Here is a 14,847-nt window from a genome sequence, read left to right as displayed (position 1 = left end):
ATCACCTTTCTCTGCGGGTTAAAAAATGATTTTGATTTTGATTAGCTTTCTCCTTTTATTGCCAAGATGATATCAGGCAGAAAGCAGGTGAGAAAGCATGGAAAAAACAGACGTCTTTAAAATTCTATTGTTAATTGAAAGCAGCTATCCATTATGCCGCTTTAAAAATGAAACGGTCGAACAATGGTTCAGACAATGTAATGCGCTTGTTTATGAAGATGTTCTCCAGCATGTCTCCCAGCATGTGCGGAATAGGCCATACCCGCCAAGCTTTCAGGAAGCGGCTGGATTTACAGCAGGAGGAAAATCTGCTGATTGGATGAAAGAGTATATGCCGCGGCAAGAACTCTGAATACTTCTTAGTCGCTGTCTCACCGGGTCATTAGGTTAGCCATCTGAAACAACTTATTGCTTCCTTGCATTTGCGGCAAGCGGTGCAAGGATGACATGAAGGACGATATCTGCACTAAAATGCGCCAGCATGGCCATTTCTATCCCATACTTCCAATATAAATAACCAAAAAAGATGCCGGGCACCATATTGAGGAGAATGGTCCGCACCGTCACTATGGCTGACTTCCCGTAAATCTGATAGCTTGCAGGAAGATGGCCTGCACCGAATACGAAGGCAGCCAAGATTATTCCTGTCCAGTAAATCCAGCCTCCATCTGACAAAAATGAAAGCAGATAGACAACTAAAGTCATCAGAAAAAGCCTCATAAGCACTTCTTCAGATATACCGCCGTAAAAGGAAGCAAGAAAAGCCTGTTTTCTTGTCGGTGTTTCCGCTTCAGCTGGAGGCATTTTTTTACTGAATATCCTGTCCAGCAGCAGGATGACCAAGGCGGATGCTGCACCGCCAAGCATACTGAGAAGAATAGCAGGCCATATTGAAAAAGATATACCAGTGCCATTTAAATAATGGTCAAGCAGCGGCCAATGCAAATCGGTTCTGGGAGCCAGATAGGTGCCTATAAAAGCAGCTGCCCCCAGGAGGACTCCAGTCTGTACTGCTCCAATCAGGGCAAGCACCGGGAGGGGAGGCAGCTTCTTTTTCGGCTGCCTTTCTGCAGCTTCCTGCATGCGGCCATGCAGGATTTTTGTCTGATAAGGAATAACAAGTATGGCTCCAAGTACCGAAGCCAGCCAGAAGATATAAAATTCTGTCATTATGAACACCTCTTATGATTTATAAAAACAATGATAAGACGATTCAAAACAGAATTCGTTCATAAATTTTAAAAATCCTGCCAAAAAATAAGAGTATACCCTTCCTTGGAATCCCCTCAATGGATATCTTGCTTCTTGAATCTTCCTCCACGGACCTCAGCAATGTCTCCGACGGCAAGGAAAGCAGAAGGATCAAGCCCCTCTACTATTTCTTTCAGCTTTGCTTCTTCCAGCCTGTTAATGACACAAAATATCACTTTTTTATCATCACCGGAATAGGCGCCTTCTCCAGACAGATAGGTTACTCCCCGGCCAAGGCGGCTGTTGATGCTATCCCCAATCTGCCTGTAATTGTCGCTGATGACCCATACCGATTTGGATTCTTCCAGTCCTGTAATTGTAATATCAATGGTTTTGAAAGCAACAAAATAAGCAATGAGAGAATACATAGCCCGGTCCCATGTAAAGACAAACCCTGCACTTCCCAGAATGAATAGATTGATGAACATAATGATTTCGCCTACAGAAAATGGAAGTTTCTTATTGGCCAGTATGGCCAGAACCTCACTTCCATCCAGAGAACCCCCGTACCGGATGACTATGCCAACCCCAATGCCGAGTACGATCCCGCCGAACACCGATGCCAGCAGAATATCCTGGGTGAATGCAGGCACAGGATGAAGGAGGGCTGTTGTTACAGAAAGGATGAATATGCCATACAGTGTGGAAATCGCGAAGGTTTTTCCAATTTGCTTGTAGCCGATAAAGAAAAAGGGGATGTTGAGCAGAAAGATAATCAGTCCAAGCTTGATTCCTGTCAGATGGGAAAGCATGATTGAGATTCCTACGATACCGCCGTCAATGACCTGGTTGGGAACAAGGAAAATTTCCAGCCCGACTCCCATCAGGATGGCTCCAATTGTAATGAGCAGAGCTCTTTTAAAGATCTTTCCTTTTGTCATTTTTTGATGTGATTCTTTCAGCAGAACTGTCTGCTGTCCAATTTCCAATTCCGTCACCCGCATCCCTCCTTTTCTTGCCTGGCAGCTGGCAGTACTGCCGGCTGCAGGATTATACACTCATATCTTAAACAGTATATTCAATTGTGTTTAACCTAAAACCTTTCAGCAGAATAATAAATAGAATTCTAATCGCCTGCATTTATTATATCCTCATTGGCGTAATATTCACACTATTTATCTTCCAGTCCAATCACAAAAATGCCCGGCTTTTCAGCCGGAAGGGAAAATCCTAAACAGAAGGATAAGGGAGGTATTCATTTGCTTGCCCGCCTCAATATCCCGTTAGCAAAGATAAAGAGGCCGGGCCTTATTAAAAAGGGGAAAAGCAGGCGGCCTGCATCCGCATGATCATTGCTGCGGGAAGATATGCAAAAATTATGCCCCTTTTAAGACCAAGCCAGGAATATGAAAAAATATAATCTTAACTGATCCAAATTCCTTTTCTTTTCGTTTTTTTTGCATAAGCGTGCAGATTGGATTTACTTCCTGCACAGCACTTTCCGATATAATAATAGAGCTAACCTGAAAAGAAGGAGGAATACGATGAGCAGAAGCAATGACAGCTTGCTTTATGAAAAGATACTTCGTAAAGATAAGCAGGCACTAGAGGATCTGTATGACAAATACGAGAAAATCCTATTCTCTTTCTTATATAAAATGACAGAAGACAGAGATTTGTCAGAGGAAGCCCTTCAAGAAGTGTTCTTAAAGATCTGGCGAGGCAAGGGACATTATACCGAAGACAAAGGAAAATTCAGTTCATGGCTGTTTACAATGGCGCGTAATACAGCTATTGATATCATCCGGAAAAAGGAGAAGGGTCCTGTTCCCATTGACGAAATTCAGCCGGCCGCCAGCCTGGAAAGCTCGGCGGAAGAGCAGACAGAGTGGAAAGAAGAAAGAATGAAGGTACATAGTGCAGTCTCAAAATTGTCTGAAGACCAAAAAGGGATTATTGATCTTATTTATTTTAAAGGTTTCACACAGCAGAAAATTTCTGAATCCTGCAATATTCCACTTGGAACTGTCAAAAGCAGGGCAAGGCTGGCACTAAAGAATCTCCGAAAATTTCTTGATTCTGCTGAAGGGAGGGAGAAGGCATGAACAAAGATTATTGCGAACTATCAATTGACTACTTTAATGGCACACTCTCACAGGAAGAAAAACAGGCATTCGAACAGCATCTGCTGACTTGCGAAGAATGCAGGGCAGAAATGGAGGATCTGAAAATGCTATCCGGCCATCTTCCCTTCCTGTCAGAGGAAGTCCAGCCTCCAAAGGGCATGAAAGACCGTATATTTAAAGAAATTTTCCAAGATGAAGAAAAGCAGGCAGCAGTTAAGGAAGATAAAGTTGATGAGCCGGCAGTGCTGACTGCAAAACAGAAGAGAAAATGGCAGATGCCAGCATTAGCTGCGGCACTCCTTCTATCTGTCATTGGAAATGGCTATGCATTAATAAAGCTCTCCGAGAAAGAGCCTGAACATAGGGCGGAAGAAAAAATTTCCTCTATTGCCCTTCAGCCTGGGGAAAACTTTGACGGCAATGCTGAAGCCTATCTCATACAGGAAAGTAATGGCTTAAAAGTCATAGTTAATGCAGTCGGGCTAGAACAGACTGAGGGAGAACAAGTATACCAGGTGTGGCTGATCAAAGGCGGCAATCCTGTTCCAGCAGGTTCATTTAAACCAGACAGCACCAGTGAAGGTACGGCCTTCTATCAAGCAGCAGACAGCATGAGTGAAAACTGGGATACCATAGCAGTGACATTGGAGCCAAGAGCAGGCAACTCCCTTCCAGAGGGGCAGATCGTCTTAAGCTCTGAATTATAGCAACAAAAGGCCGGCTTTCCGAATAGGGAGCCGGCTTTCTTTATATGCCGGTGGGCAGGTTGAAGCATCCGGCTTCTTAGATAGAAATGAAGTGTTAATGGCTCTATAAAAACTTCCTGCATGTTTTCATATTGAGAAAATATCAAAAAATGTCTCTATAATGTGATCCAAAAGAAAATCCGCTGCGTTTAGTAGATGTAATCAAAAAAATAACTGACGAAAAGGAGAGTGCATCACATGAATTTGAAACAAAACCTGAAAAAAATGATTATTCCTGTACTGGGGCTTTCACTACTATTTCCTTCTGCAGGATCTGCCGCAGAACAGACCCCAACGGTAAAAACACCAGCAGCCGATCTAAGGGCAACACTTGATCAGCTTTTATCAGAGCATTATATCCTTGCGGTTTCGTCCATGACCAAATCATTTGAAGGTGCCAAGGATGCGGAAGCACTTACAAAAGCGCTTGACCAGAATGCACTCGACATGACACCGGCAATTGCCTCCATATACGGTGAGGAAGGAGCTGCTGAGTTTGAAAGGATTTTCCGGGGACATAACGGCTATGCAGACACCTTCGTGCAAGCAGCTAAGAATAATGATGAAGCTGCCAGGCAGGAAGCAGAAAAAGAAGTGGACGAATTTGTTGAAGAATTTTCCACCTTCCTAGGCAAGGCAACAGAAGGGAAGCTGCCGGCAGAAACCGCTGCAGAAGCAGTCAGCCTCCACGAAGACCAAGTCATTGAAACCTTTGATCATTATGTTGATGGTGAATACGAGGAAGCATACCAAAGCTTCCGTGAAGGGTACAAGCATATGTTCTCCATCAGCAAAGCACTTTCATCAGCCATCACAGCTCAAATGCCGGAAAAGTTTGCAAATTCTTCTTCTGACACGCCAGCGGCCGATTTGAGGTCAGCCCTTAATAGCCTCGCTTCTGAGCACTTTGCATTGGCAGTCATGGGAATGGAAAAAGGATACGCTCAGTCAGAGGATTATGATTTCATCACTTGGGCAGAAAATGCCAACACTGCAGACTTCAAGGCAGCTATAGGCAGCGTTTACGGTGATGCAGGCGCACAGCAATTTGAAAAAATATGGCAGACTGATCACATTAATGCTCAAGGCAAAATAGCGGCAGCAGAGCTTGAAGGAGATAAAGAGGCTGCAGAAGCAGCCAGGGCACAGCTTGACAAATTTGCAGAAGATTTCGGCGAATTCCTCGGTGCCGCAACAGATGGCAATCTTCCTGCAGCTGATGCTGAAGCGGCTGTAAAAGCCCATGAAAACCAGGTCCTCTTGGCTTTTGACCAATATAAAGCCGGCAATTATGAGGAGTCAGCAGGAACTTTCCGTGAAGGATTTGCTGCTATGTTCACGATCGGGGAAGTACTGGGGAATGCAATTGTCACACAGATGCCTGAGAAATTTGCAGGAACAGCCATGCCGGAATCAATGCCTAAAACAGGCTTCGGAGGAGCAAGCAGTCCTGTGGATTCAGCTTCGGTTCTGTGGATTGCACTTGGTGCGATGCTTGCAGCCGGAGGAGTATATTCTCTCAGAAAAAAGGCAGTAAAATAATTGCAGCAAAATTGGGAAGGGCTTTGGTCTCTTCCCGGTTTTGATTTAACAGCAGGGCAGGGAGGTGAATCCATGAAAAAACCGGCCGTATTGCTTGCCGGCAGCCTGATCTGTTTTATCATCGGAGGCTTTAGCAATAAGGACAGCAATGAATTGGAAGACCCCCCGATTATTAAACAAAAGCAGGAGCAGTCTATAAAAAAGGCTGAGATTAAAGAAGAATTCCATATTGTCGAAAAGAAAGCTGAAACCAAGGAAATTAAGGATCTGAAAGGAATAGTACCCGTATCATTAAAAATCCCTTCTCTGGGAATCGAGGCACCGGTCGGCAAGGTAGGCATCCTGGAGAATGGCGCAATGGGGGTTCCTGATGACAACGAAACCGCCGGATGGTTTGAACCGGGAATAAAACCTGGAGAAAAAGGAAGCAGTGTCATAGCTGGACATGTAGACAGTAAAGCAGGTCCCGCAGTTTTTTTCTATTTAAAAGATCTTGCAAAAGGTGATACAGTGATTGTAACAGCCCAGGATGGACTAAGCTATACGTTTGAGGTTCAGGAATTAAAAAGCTATCCTTATGACCGCGCACCCATCAGCGATGTGTTCGGTCCTTCAGACGAACGGAGACTTAACCTTATAACGTGCACAGGCACTTACAATCGTGAAAAAAACACGCATGAAGAAAGGCTTGTTGTTTACACAGTATTGAAGTCAGGACAGGAAGACAGAGCAGAAACCTTCGTAGAACCGCCGGCGCCGGATCATGTAAAAATAAGCGGGGGCCTGCTTACCTGGCATGCAGTCAGAAGCGGTGATATTTCCGGATACCGCATTTACAGCAGCACAGAAAATGGAGACTTCTTCCATGCAGCCAGTATTTCGTCCCATGAAAGAAAGAGTTTGGTTATTGATAATGAAGAAGCAACATCCTTCTATATTACAGCAGTCAGCTCATCGGGCAATGAATCTAAACCTTCTGAAATTATCACAAAATAGTATCCATTCAGTGTATATCCTGATACTTTCTTATCAGATGTTAGTTTTTCAGCGAATCAGGGAATAAATGAACGAAAGATTTTATTCCTGGGAGAGATTATAATGGCAGAAACAGCAGAGAAAAACCTGTCTGAGCGCTTTGAAGCCGCGTTCAATCGTATTCACAAAGCATTAAAGCAATCAGTTAAAAACGCGCGCACCGACAAATTCCATAAGCTGGTCGATTTGGGGAAAAGCCATTCACTTGTAAGAAGTTACGAGGTTGATCTTTTCCAATTCGCCAAGCTGAGAAACGCAATCGTACATGAAAAAATAGATCTTGGCTATTATATTGCAGAGCCTCATCTGGAAACAGTTGAAAAGATCGAAAAAATTGCCGATTATTTTGAAAAGCCTAAAACTGCGATCTCGGTAGCAGCTAAGCCGGTCTTTTATTTTTATGAAGAAGGGAAGCTTTCAGATGTGCTTTCGGTCATCAACAGTTTCTCGCATTCACAATTCCCGATTTATAACGAAAAAGAAGAATACAGCTGGCTCCTTACTTCAGCAGAAATCGTCAAATGGATGTCTGAGCATTTCACTGAGGACACTGTCAGCCTGAAGGAAGTGAAAATCAAGGAACTTTATAACAAGAAATTCAAGCATCAAATCGCCTTTGCTCCAGCTGACATGGACATCTTTGAAATAGAAAATATGTTCGAGGAGCATCATGCAAAGAATGAAAAGCTGGAAGGAATCATTGTAACAGAGCATGGCGGCTATAATGAAAAACCGCAAGGCTTCATCACTTCCTGGGATCTCCTTGAAGTTGAATCATTCGAATGATAAAGGGACGGGCTCTTAATTGGCCCGTCCTTTTTTTTACAAAAATTAGTACCAGATACTAATAATTGGTGTTAAAATATTATAATAGATCATTTCAACGGGGGAGGGGCAGCAGAATGTATAATTTTTTCGCCCGGCTGGCTATTGCGATTTTTAAATCAAGAGGGAAGTTTATTATAGAAGGCAAGGAAAATCTGCCGGATGAAAAAGGGTATGTGATTGCTTGTACACACAGGAGCTGGGTCGATGTAGTCGCACTGGGTGCAGGAGTTTTCCCGGAGCAGATTCACTTTATGGCCAAAAAAGAATTGTTTGAGAAGAGTTTGGCAGGCAGGTTTCTAACCAGCATAAATGCTTTCCCTGTTAATAGGGAAAATCCTGGCACAAGCACATTGAAGGTTCCTCTCCAGCTCCTGAGAAAAGGGAACACAGTCGGGATTTTCCCGTCAGGCACAAGGTCGAGCGAGGAGGCATCCCTGAAGCGGGGAGCCGTCACAATAGCAAGCATGGCAAAGACTGTGATCGTGCCTGCTGCCTTTTTTGGACCTGAAAGCGTCAAGGCATTGCTGTCAGGCAAGCCCATACTGCTTAAAATCGGACAGCCCATCGACCTGAGCAGCGGCAAAAAAGATAAAGATGAACTCTCAAAAATTACGGTACAGCTTTCTGAAACGATGCTGGCTTTGGAAGAAGAGCTCAAATCCAATAAAATAAGCAGCCGGAAATGATTTCCGGCTGCAGATTCAGTTTACAATTCCAAGCTCTCTCAGCCCGTTAAATATGCCAGAATCAGTCACAGCGGTTGTCTTTTTGTCTGCATACTCAAACAGGTCCGGATGTGCATTTCCCATTGCGATTCCTGTCCCGGCATATTTCAGCATTTCTTTATCGTTCATCCCGTCGCCAAAAGCGATTGAAGCTTCCCGGGGAATGCCAAGCTCTTTCATAACAACCTCCAGAGCATAACCCTTATTGACCGTATCACGGATTACGTCGTAACAGTCACGCATTCCCTCAACATTAACCTGTGAAAGATGGATTCCATCCTTTTCATAGAGGTGCTGTTCACCTTCTTTGAGTGAGAGGATTGTCATTCCGAGGATCTGATCGAAGTGTCGAGGCTTAATCAGCGCGTTTTTGTTAAGAAGGAACTTAGCGAGGAAGTCTTTCATCTTACCGGCATCTTTATCGGTCAATAAGTTCTGTTCACTCGAATAAAGCACTGCCTCATGCTTGTGTTCTTTTGCCGTTTGCAAATATTCTTCGATCACTTGCCGGTCCATAGGCTTATCCAGGACCGTTTTGCCTTTGTGTATGGCAAAGGCCCCATTATATCCGATAAAAGATGAAATGTTCAGTTCTTCTCCGATTTCTGCTATTTCATGCAATGGCCTGCCGGTGGCAAGGAACACTTCGATGCCTTTTTCTTTTGCCTGTGCGACTGCACGCCTTGTCGATTCCTGTATGGTATCATTTGGAAGCAGGATGGTGCCGTCAATATCCAAAAAGATAATTTGATAAGTTGTCATGTCGATACTCCTTGTGGCTGGTTATTTAAAGGGGATTCTAGCACAAATAAAGGGAGAAATCCATTATTCCGGCAGACAGCAAAAAGCGCCGGCTCCTGCCCGCGCTTTTTGCTCCTTACCGGATAATCATATAGCGGCCATAAAACTGCGGACCCTTAGACCGGTAAGCAAAATTGGTCTTTCCCTCAATGCCAAACGATAAACGTGAAGTCGCTGTTAACCGAATCATCGATAGCAGTCCCTCCTGATTAGTTTTGGCCTTGCCTCTATACCAAAGAGGCAGGGGATTAAAAACAAAGGCAGCATAAGAATCGCCATTAACGAGAAAAAGCGCCAATTCCTTGAATAGGCGCTTTTTCTCAATCCTCAGAAAGGATTATGGAAACCATACATCGGAGCCGAATCGATGTTTACGTATATCGATTCAGGACAAGGGTCCCAATTGACCTGTCTGTAAAAGTTTCCTCTTGTGCAACGCCAAATACCAATCTTGAAGTCGCTGTTCTGCGATCCATCGCTTCCAGTCCCTCCTTTAATATTTTGGCTTGCACTATTTATATACCACCTTGTGATGGCTTCAAACATTTTTATTGAAAAGGCTGTGTTAGTGTACCTTGTTGATTTTGGGCTCATTCGTGTGAAACTCTGTTTCACACGCATTTCAGCACAGCTGGAATGCAGCCGGATATCAACAGCAATGTTTAACAAAGCCATTGAAAAAAGAGAATCAAACTTTTATAGACACATATACTTGTGGTAAAATAAAACCTGTCATTTTCGACAACTTTATAAAAATCCGTTCCTGAAACGGTAGAGGTTCTAGCTACCCTCTCAAAAAAACTAAGGAAAACAGCACCGCTTTCTTAGTGGTGCTGTTTTTCTGTTAAAGGAGATAAAAACGTGAAAAACGAAAAAGCAATCGTCGTATTCAGCGGCGGCCAGGACAGCACGACCTGCCTTTTTTGGGCAAAAAAGAACTTTAAAGAGGTGGAGGCAGTCACCTTCGATTACGGACAAAGGCATATCGCCGAGCTGGATTGCGCCAGAAGAATTGCAGCTGACCTAGCTATCAAGCATCATATCCTTGACATGAGCCTTTTAAATCAGCTGGCGCCAAACGCTTTGACAAGGAAGGATATCAAGGTAGAGGAGAAGGAGGGGGAGCTTCCTTCAACCTTCGTCCCAGGCCGGAACCTGCTGTTTTTATCTTTTGCTGGAGTGCTTGCCAGCCAGGTTGCAGCGAAGCATATCATAACAGGAGTTTGCGAAACGGATTTCAGCGGCTATCCTGACTGCCGCGACCAGTTTGTAAAATCGCTTAATGTCACACTGAATCTTTCAATGGATAGCCAATTTGTCATTCACACACCGCTCATGTGGCTGAATAAGGCGGAAACATGGAAGCTGGCTGACGAACTTGGGGCGCTTGATTATGTAAAAGAGCAAACTTTGACTTGCTATGAAGGCATCATTGCTGACGGCTGCGGGGTATGTCCTGCCTGCAGGCTGCGGAAACGCGGACTGGAAGATTATCTTGCTGAAAGGCAGGGAGTCTGACATGTATGGCTTCCGGATCGTCGACAAGCTTCAGAAGATAAATGAAGATATAAAGCAAAATCAGCTGAAATATCATACAAAAAGAGTATTAGTGAGCAAGGAGTTCACTTTTGATGCTGCCCACCATCTCCACTGCTATGAAGGCAAATGTAAAAACCTTCACGGACACACCTACAAGGTGATCTTTGGAATCAGCGGTTATGTTAATGAAATCGGCCTTTTGATAGATTTTGGAGATATTAAGGAAATATGGAAAACTGAAATTGAAGTCCATCTTGATCATAGATATCTGAATGAAACGCTACCTCCCATGAATACCACTGCTGAAAATATGGCTGTCTGGATTTATGAGAAAATGTCTGAATCCCTAAAGGGTTACTCGCCGCAGCAGGATGCAAGGGTAGAATTTGTGAGATTGTATGAAACTCCTACCAGCTTTGCAGAGGCACGGAGGGAGTGGATGGAGAATGAGTAAGATTCCAGTCATGGAGATCTTCGGACCTACCATTCAAGGTGAAGGGATGGTCATCGGCCAGAAGACAATGTTTGTCAGAACCGCCGGCTGCGACTATTCATGCTCATGGTGCGATTCCTCCTTCACATGGGATGGAACAGGCAAGGAACAAATCAGGCTGATGGATGCAGAGGAAATCTGGAAAGAGCTTAAGGCAATCGGAGGGGAAGGCTTCTCATTTGTAACGATTTCCGGAGGCAATCCGGCCCTCCTTAAAAATCTCGGCAAACTGATTGCCCTTTTGAAAAAAGAAAATATCAAACTCTGCCTGGAAACACAGGGCAGCCGCTGGCAGGACTGGTTCTATTCCATAGATGAGCTGACGATCTCACCGAAGCCTCCAAGCTCCGGCATGAAAACAGACTTCGAAATTCTAGATGATATTTTCAAAAGACTGGCAGACCGATTTACACACCAGGTGAGCTTGAAAGTGGTTATCTTTGACGAAAATGATTTTGAATACAGTAAAGAGGTTATGAAAAGATATCCCGGAATTCCATTTTACCTGCAGGCAGGAAACGAAAATTTATCTGCTGCAAACAATGATGAATTTCTGACTGAACAACTGAAAAAATACAGCTGGCTGATCGAAAAAGCTATGCTTGATGACGAATTGAAAGAAGTCAGGGTCCTGCCCCAGCTGCATACATTTGTGTGGGGGAATATGAGAGGGGTATGATTACTGCGGTTATAGGACAGCCGTGATGGGTTAGAAGTATTGAGAAAAATTATAGAGATAGTTGATTGCAGTGCAAGGCACGTAGACTCCTGCGGGAGATAGCGGCAAGGCTGAGACCCCGCAGGAGCGGAGCGAAGAGGAGGCTCAGCGCCGCCCCGCGGAAAGCGAAGTGCCTGGAACGGAAATCAACACCACAATTACTGGTAAATTAAAATAGAAACAGACTACACTGGCTTTTTTTACCAGGTATCTTATCTTCAACGAACTATATCATTCCAATGTGGAGTATTGATAAAGGCTAAAGATTCTTTTTCTAAATCTTATCTCACACAAATATAAAAAGCCAAAAGCAGCAACCCTGCTTTTGGCTTTCTTACTTAAACCTGCTTCAATGCTTCCTTAATCGGTGTTTCCCCGTTCAGGATTTCAAATGTTTTCTTATAAGTATTCTCAAGGTCAACTGCTTCTGCCAGTACAGCAGCGACATCTTCACGGGTTATTTCCCTTGAGCCGTAGTCCTGTATTTTTTCTTCCAGCAGAATTTTTCCCGTCGCAGGCTCATTAAGAAGTCCGCCCGGACGTACGATTGTATAATCCAGCCCAGATGAGCGCAGATGATCATCGGCTAGTTTCTTAGCCACAAAATAATGCTTCATCGATTCTATCCCCGTATCTGGAGTGTCAGCATTCATGCTGCTGACAAGAAGAAAGCGGGTGATATTATGCTCTTTCGCCTGATCAATCGTCTTGATTGCACCCCAAAGGTCGATGAGGATGGTCTTGTCTGCACCAGTGTGGCCGCCGGACCCTGCAGTGAATATAACACTGTCCACCCCTTCAAAAGCGTGTGAGAAGTTTTTTTCCAAATCACCGATGACCACTTTATCAGCACCAAGGTCTCTCAGTTCTTTAACCTGCTCTTCTTTACGAACCATGGCAACTGACTTGTGTTCCGTTTCTGCGAGTTTTTCAATCAGATGTCTGCCTATTTGTCCATTTGCTCCAACTATCAGGATATTCATATTTCATTCTCCTTTCCAAGTACATAATTGTATAATAACAATCTACCCTGATAGACCCAAAACATTCCGCCTGCAGCATATCCCCTTAACAGGAAATAAGGAATATTTCTTGGGAAAGCGCATAATCTGACATGCTTGCGCTTTTTTTACCGAAAAACTAAGCCTGCTGGCGTATTATGACGCATCAGCTCGAAAGACGACTTATTGGGAGCAGTTTGATATAATAGAACACAGATGAAACTACATTTTCTATTGAATGGTTTCGGTTTTGGAGGTGTTAAATTCATGCTGCAAACAGCCAAAACACTTATAAATGCAGATGATATAGAGGAAATGCTGAAAAAGATGGTGGAAAAGGCGTATCTGGACATCAAGGACGATCCGATGCTGCTCTGCATTGACTGCAGTGATGTAGACCTGTATGTTGCCTCCTCAGGAAATCTCGAGTTCGAAGAGCTGGTAAAGGCCAATTTTAAGCTGGATGAATACGGAGACCCCTTAGACAATAAAGAGTACCAGACATTAATGTGTGAGCTTCATGACTGTTTTATAGAGCTTCATAAATCAAGCGGATTGTTCGATTATTTCCCTGAAGGTGAGTATGAGGTACAAGGAGAAAAAAGAGATTCGGAAACAGATATGCTGGGTCCAAAGGGAGTCTTTTTCGCTCCCTTTGAGGATGCATTAATCTAAAAAGGAACGCTGCCTTTACAGGCAGTGTTCCCTTGATTACATTGGCTGATTTGGCTGGTGTCCGCTGAATTCTCTTTCAGCTGCAGGGAAAATCAGTATAAATTCAGTCCCTTTATTCTTATCACTGATGATTTTGTAGTGCCCATCAAGCCGTTTAATAATATCAAATGAAATAAGCAAACCCAGGCCGGTGCCTTTCGTTTTTGTTGAATAATAGGGATTGCCCAGCTGTTTGAGCTGTCCAGGTGAAAGACCTGAGCCCTCATCTTTTATTTTTATGGATACTTCTTTCTGATTCTGCTCTGCGGTGACAATGATAGAACCTCCGTCCGGCATCGATTCAACCCCGTTTTTTATTAGATTGATCAGCAGCTGCTTAAATTCATTTGCATTCCCATATATATATAGATCTTCCTGGGCACGGCAGCTGATTTCTGTTTGGGATAAAAGCGCAAAAGGCTTGATGAATTCGGAAATTTCCCTTACAAGATCTGTTACAGGCAGCTTTTCCTTTGAGGATATCGAAGGCTTGGCCAGCGAGAGGAAGTCCGAAATAATATGATTTGCCCTGTCAAGTTCTTGAAGTGAAGTTGCTACATATGACCGTTGGCCGTCTGTCAGGTTATGTTCATCCTTCATGAGCTGCAGAAATCCTCTGATTGTCGTCATGGGATTTCTTATTTCATGTGCAACAGAGGCTGCCAGCTGGCTGATGGCATTGGATTTGTCTGCTGTTTGAAGCTTTTCAGCCATCTCTGAGTGCAAACGGTACATTTCCATAATATAAATGGCAGCACATAGACTGATAAAAGATAAAAGAAAGAAAAGGCCAAGGTTCACTGCATTCTGAATATGCCCGGTCTGCAGGAAATAAATCAGCCTGGTAAGCGTGATAAAAAAATAAAAAGCAAAAGCAACGATGGATTTACCCAGAATGTTCATTTTCTGATATTTTTTCCGTATAAACAGCATCGGCAACGATATAATAAAATAATTTATGAGAGTAACATAAAGATTATCTGCATTAAAAAGGGCCATGAATATCAGAAGGGCGGCGATTGACAAATACCCTCCCAAAGGTCCAAGATAGAAAAAGCAAAAAAATACAGGTATGAATTTCATATCAAATTCAAGGCCATTGGCCATTCTAACAGGAAATGCCAGAGTCAGCATCAAGGAGGCAGCGGCAGCCAAAAACATGAGCCATTCTCTTTTTTCATGCTTCAAGCTTATGTTGTGCATAAGCGGGATAATCAACATGATAAAAAAATGAAGAAACAGATTCTCAGCAAACTCCCGCAACTTCATCAGCCTCCACTCTAAAAGTCCTATCAAAAACATTATAGCAAATATTTTGAAAATGAATAGGCGGCATTTTAGAAGCCTGCAAAGGACTGTATAAATAAGCCAATAAAAAATCAAAGGAA

Annotated in this window: 16 protein-coding genes and 1 riboswitch; of the genes, 11 read left to right on the top strand and 5 right to left on the bottom strand. The window is 43.5% G+C overall.

The genetic code is table 11. The features are described 5' to 3' along the window. The first annotated feature begins 97 nt into the window (after window positions 1-97). Window positions 98-352, top strand: coding sequence for a hypothetical protein (locus LCM00_RS01865; protein ID WP_224897329.1), 255 nt, complete (start codon window positions 98-100; stop codon window positions 350-352). A 53-nt stretch (window positions 353-405) separates the two neighbouring features. On the opposite strand, the gene LCM00_RS01860 is transcribed toward LCM00_RS01865, so the two are convergent. Both LCM00_RS01860 and LCM00_RS01855 read right to left on the bottom strand, forming a co-directional pair. Next, window positions 406-1,170, bottom strand: a complete 765-nt coding sequence (locus LCM00_RS01860) for a CPBP family intramembrane glutamic endopeptidase (RefSeq protein WP_224897327.1) — start codon at window positions 1,168-1,170, stop codon at window positions 406-408. A 116-nt stretch (window positions 1,171-1,286) separates the two neighbouring features. Next, window positions 1,287-2,195: a YitT family protein gene (locus tag LCM00_RS01855; protein ID WP_224898134.1), complete on the bottom strand. Its 909-nt coding sequence runs from the start codon at window positions 2,193-2,195 to the stop codon at window positions 1,287-1,289. Between the two features lie 540 nt (window positions 2,196-2,735). On the opposite strand from LCM00_RS01855, the gene LCM00_RS01850 reads away from it, so the two are divergent. From LCM00_RS01850 to LCM00_RS01825, 6 genes are all read left to right on the top strand, one after another. Then, window positions 2,736-3,296, top strand: a complete 561-nt coding sequence (locus tag LCM00_RS01850; protein ID WP_224897324.1) for an RNA polymerase sigma factor — start codon at window positions 2,736-2,738, stop codon at window positions 3,294-3,296. Beyond that, the gene (locus LCM00_RS01845; protein ID WP_224897322.1) at window positions 3,293-4,024 is read left to right on the top strand and encodes an anti-sigma factor; all 732 of its coding nucleotides are present in this window, start codon (window positions 3,293-3,295) and stop codon (window positions 4,022-4,024) included. The genes LCM00_RS01850 and LCM00_RS01845 overlap by 4 nt, the downstream gene beginning before the upstream one ends. 237 nt (window positions 4,025-4,261) lie before the next feature. Then, window positions 4,262-5,605, top strand: a complete 1,344-nt coding sequence (locus LCM00_RS01840; protein ID WP_224897321.1) for a copper amine oxidase — start codon at window positions 4,262-4,264, stop codon at window positions 5,603-5,605. 72 nt (window positions 5,606-5,677) lie between these two features. Then, complete coding sequence (locus LCM00_RS01835; RefSeq protein WP_224897319.1) at window positions 5,678-6,601, top strand: class F sortase; 924 nt, start codon at window positions 5,678-5,680, stop codon at window positions 6,599-6,601. A gap of 102 nt (window positions 6,602-6,703) precedes the next feature. Beyond that, the gene (locus LCM00_RS01830; protein WP_224897317.1) at window positions 6,704-7,426 is read left to right on the top strand and encodes a CBS domain-containing protein; all 723 of its coding nucleotides are present in this window, start codon (window positions 6,704-6,706) and stop codon (window positions 7,424-7,426) included. Window positions 7,427-7,542: 116 nt separating this feature from the next. Beyond that, window positions 7,543-8,154, top strand: coding sequence for a lysophospholipid acyltransferase family protein (locus LCM00_RS01825; RefSeq protein ID WP_224897315.1), 612 nt, complete (start codon window positions 7,543-7,545; stop codon window positions 8,152-8,154). A 15-nt stretch (window positions 8,155-8,169) separates the two neighbouring features. Here LCM00_RS01825 and LCM00_RS01820 read toward each other — a convergent pair whose 3' ends face one another. Next, entirely contained in the window at window positions 8,170-8,955 is a 786-nt protein-coding gene (locus tag LCM00_RS01820) for an HAD family hydrolase (RefSeq protein WP_224897313.1), read from the bottom strand. 807 nt (window positions 8,956-9,762) lie between these two features. Further along, a riboswitch (PreQ1 riboswitch) is annotated at window positions 9,763-9,805 on the top strand. 50 nt (window positions 9,806-9,855) lie between these two features. Between LCM00_RS01820 and queC the strand changes: the two genes are divergently transcribed. From queC to queE, 3 genes are read left to right on the top strand one after another with little or no spacing between them, the layout of a single operon-like run. Beyond that, window positions 9,856-10,512 carry a 7-cyano-7-deazaguanine synthase QueC gene (gene queC / locus LCM00_RS01815; protein ID WP_224897311.1) on the top strand — a complete coding sequence of 219 codons (657 nt, stop codon included), beginning with the start codon at window positions 9,856-9,858 and terminating at the stop codon, window positions 10,510-10,512. A gap of 1 nt (window position 10,513) precedes the next feature. Beyond that, window positions 10,514-10,987, top strand: coding sequence for a 6-carboxytetrahydropterin synthase QueD (gene queD / locus LCM00_RS01810; RefSeq protein WP_224898132.1), 474 nt, complete (start codon window positions 10,514-10,516; stop codon window positions 10,985-10,987). Continuing rightward, window positions 10,980-11,705: a 7-carboxy-7-deazaguanine synthase QueE gene (gene queE / locus LCM00_RS01805; protein ID WP_224897309.1), complete on the top strand. Its 726-nt coding sequence runs from the start codon at window positions 10,980-10,982 to the stop codon at window positions 11,703-11,705. The genes queD and queE overlap by 8 nt, the downstream gene beginning before the upstream one ends. A gap of 377 nt (window positions 11,706-12,082) precedes the next feature. Here queE and LCM00_RS01800 read toward each other — a convergent pair whose 3' ends face one another. Further along, the gene (locus tag LCM00_RS01800) at window positions 12,083-12,727 is read right to left on the bottom strand and encodes an SDR family oxidoreductase (protein WP_224897307.1); all 645 of its coding nucleotides are present in this window, start codon (window positions 12,725-12,727) and stop codon (window positions 12,083-12,085) included. 234 nt (window positions 12,728-12,961) lie between these two features. Between LCM00_RS01800 and LCM00_RS01795 the strand changes: the two genes are divergently transcribed. After that, complete coding sequence (locus LCM00_RS01795) at window positions 12,962-13,420, top strand: hypothetical protein (RefSeq protein ID WP_224897305.1); 459 nt, start codon at window positions 12,962-12,964, stop codon at window positions 13,418-13,420. A gap of 36 nt (window positions 13,421-13,456) precedes the next feature. Here the strand turns inward: LCM00_RS01795 and LCM00_RS01790 are convergent, their stop codons facing one another. After that, complete coding sequence (locus tag LCM00_RS01790; protein ID WP_224897303.1) at window positions 13,457-14,680, bottom strand: ATP-binding protein; 1,224 nt, start codon at window positions 14,678-14,680, stop codon at window positions 13,457-13,459. Between the last annotated feature and the right edge of the window lie 167 nt (window positions 14,681-14,847).

It is taken from the genome of Bacillus infantis (assembly GCF_020171945.1).
Taxonomy (GTDB): Bacteria; Bacillota; Bacilli; order Bacillales; family Cytobacillaceae; genus Bacillus_AB; species Bacillus_AB infantis_A.
This window is presented reverse-complemented; position numbering and strand designations above follow the sequence as displayed.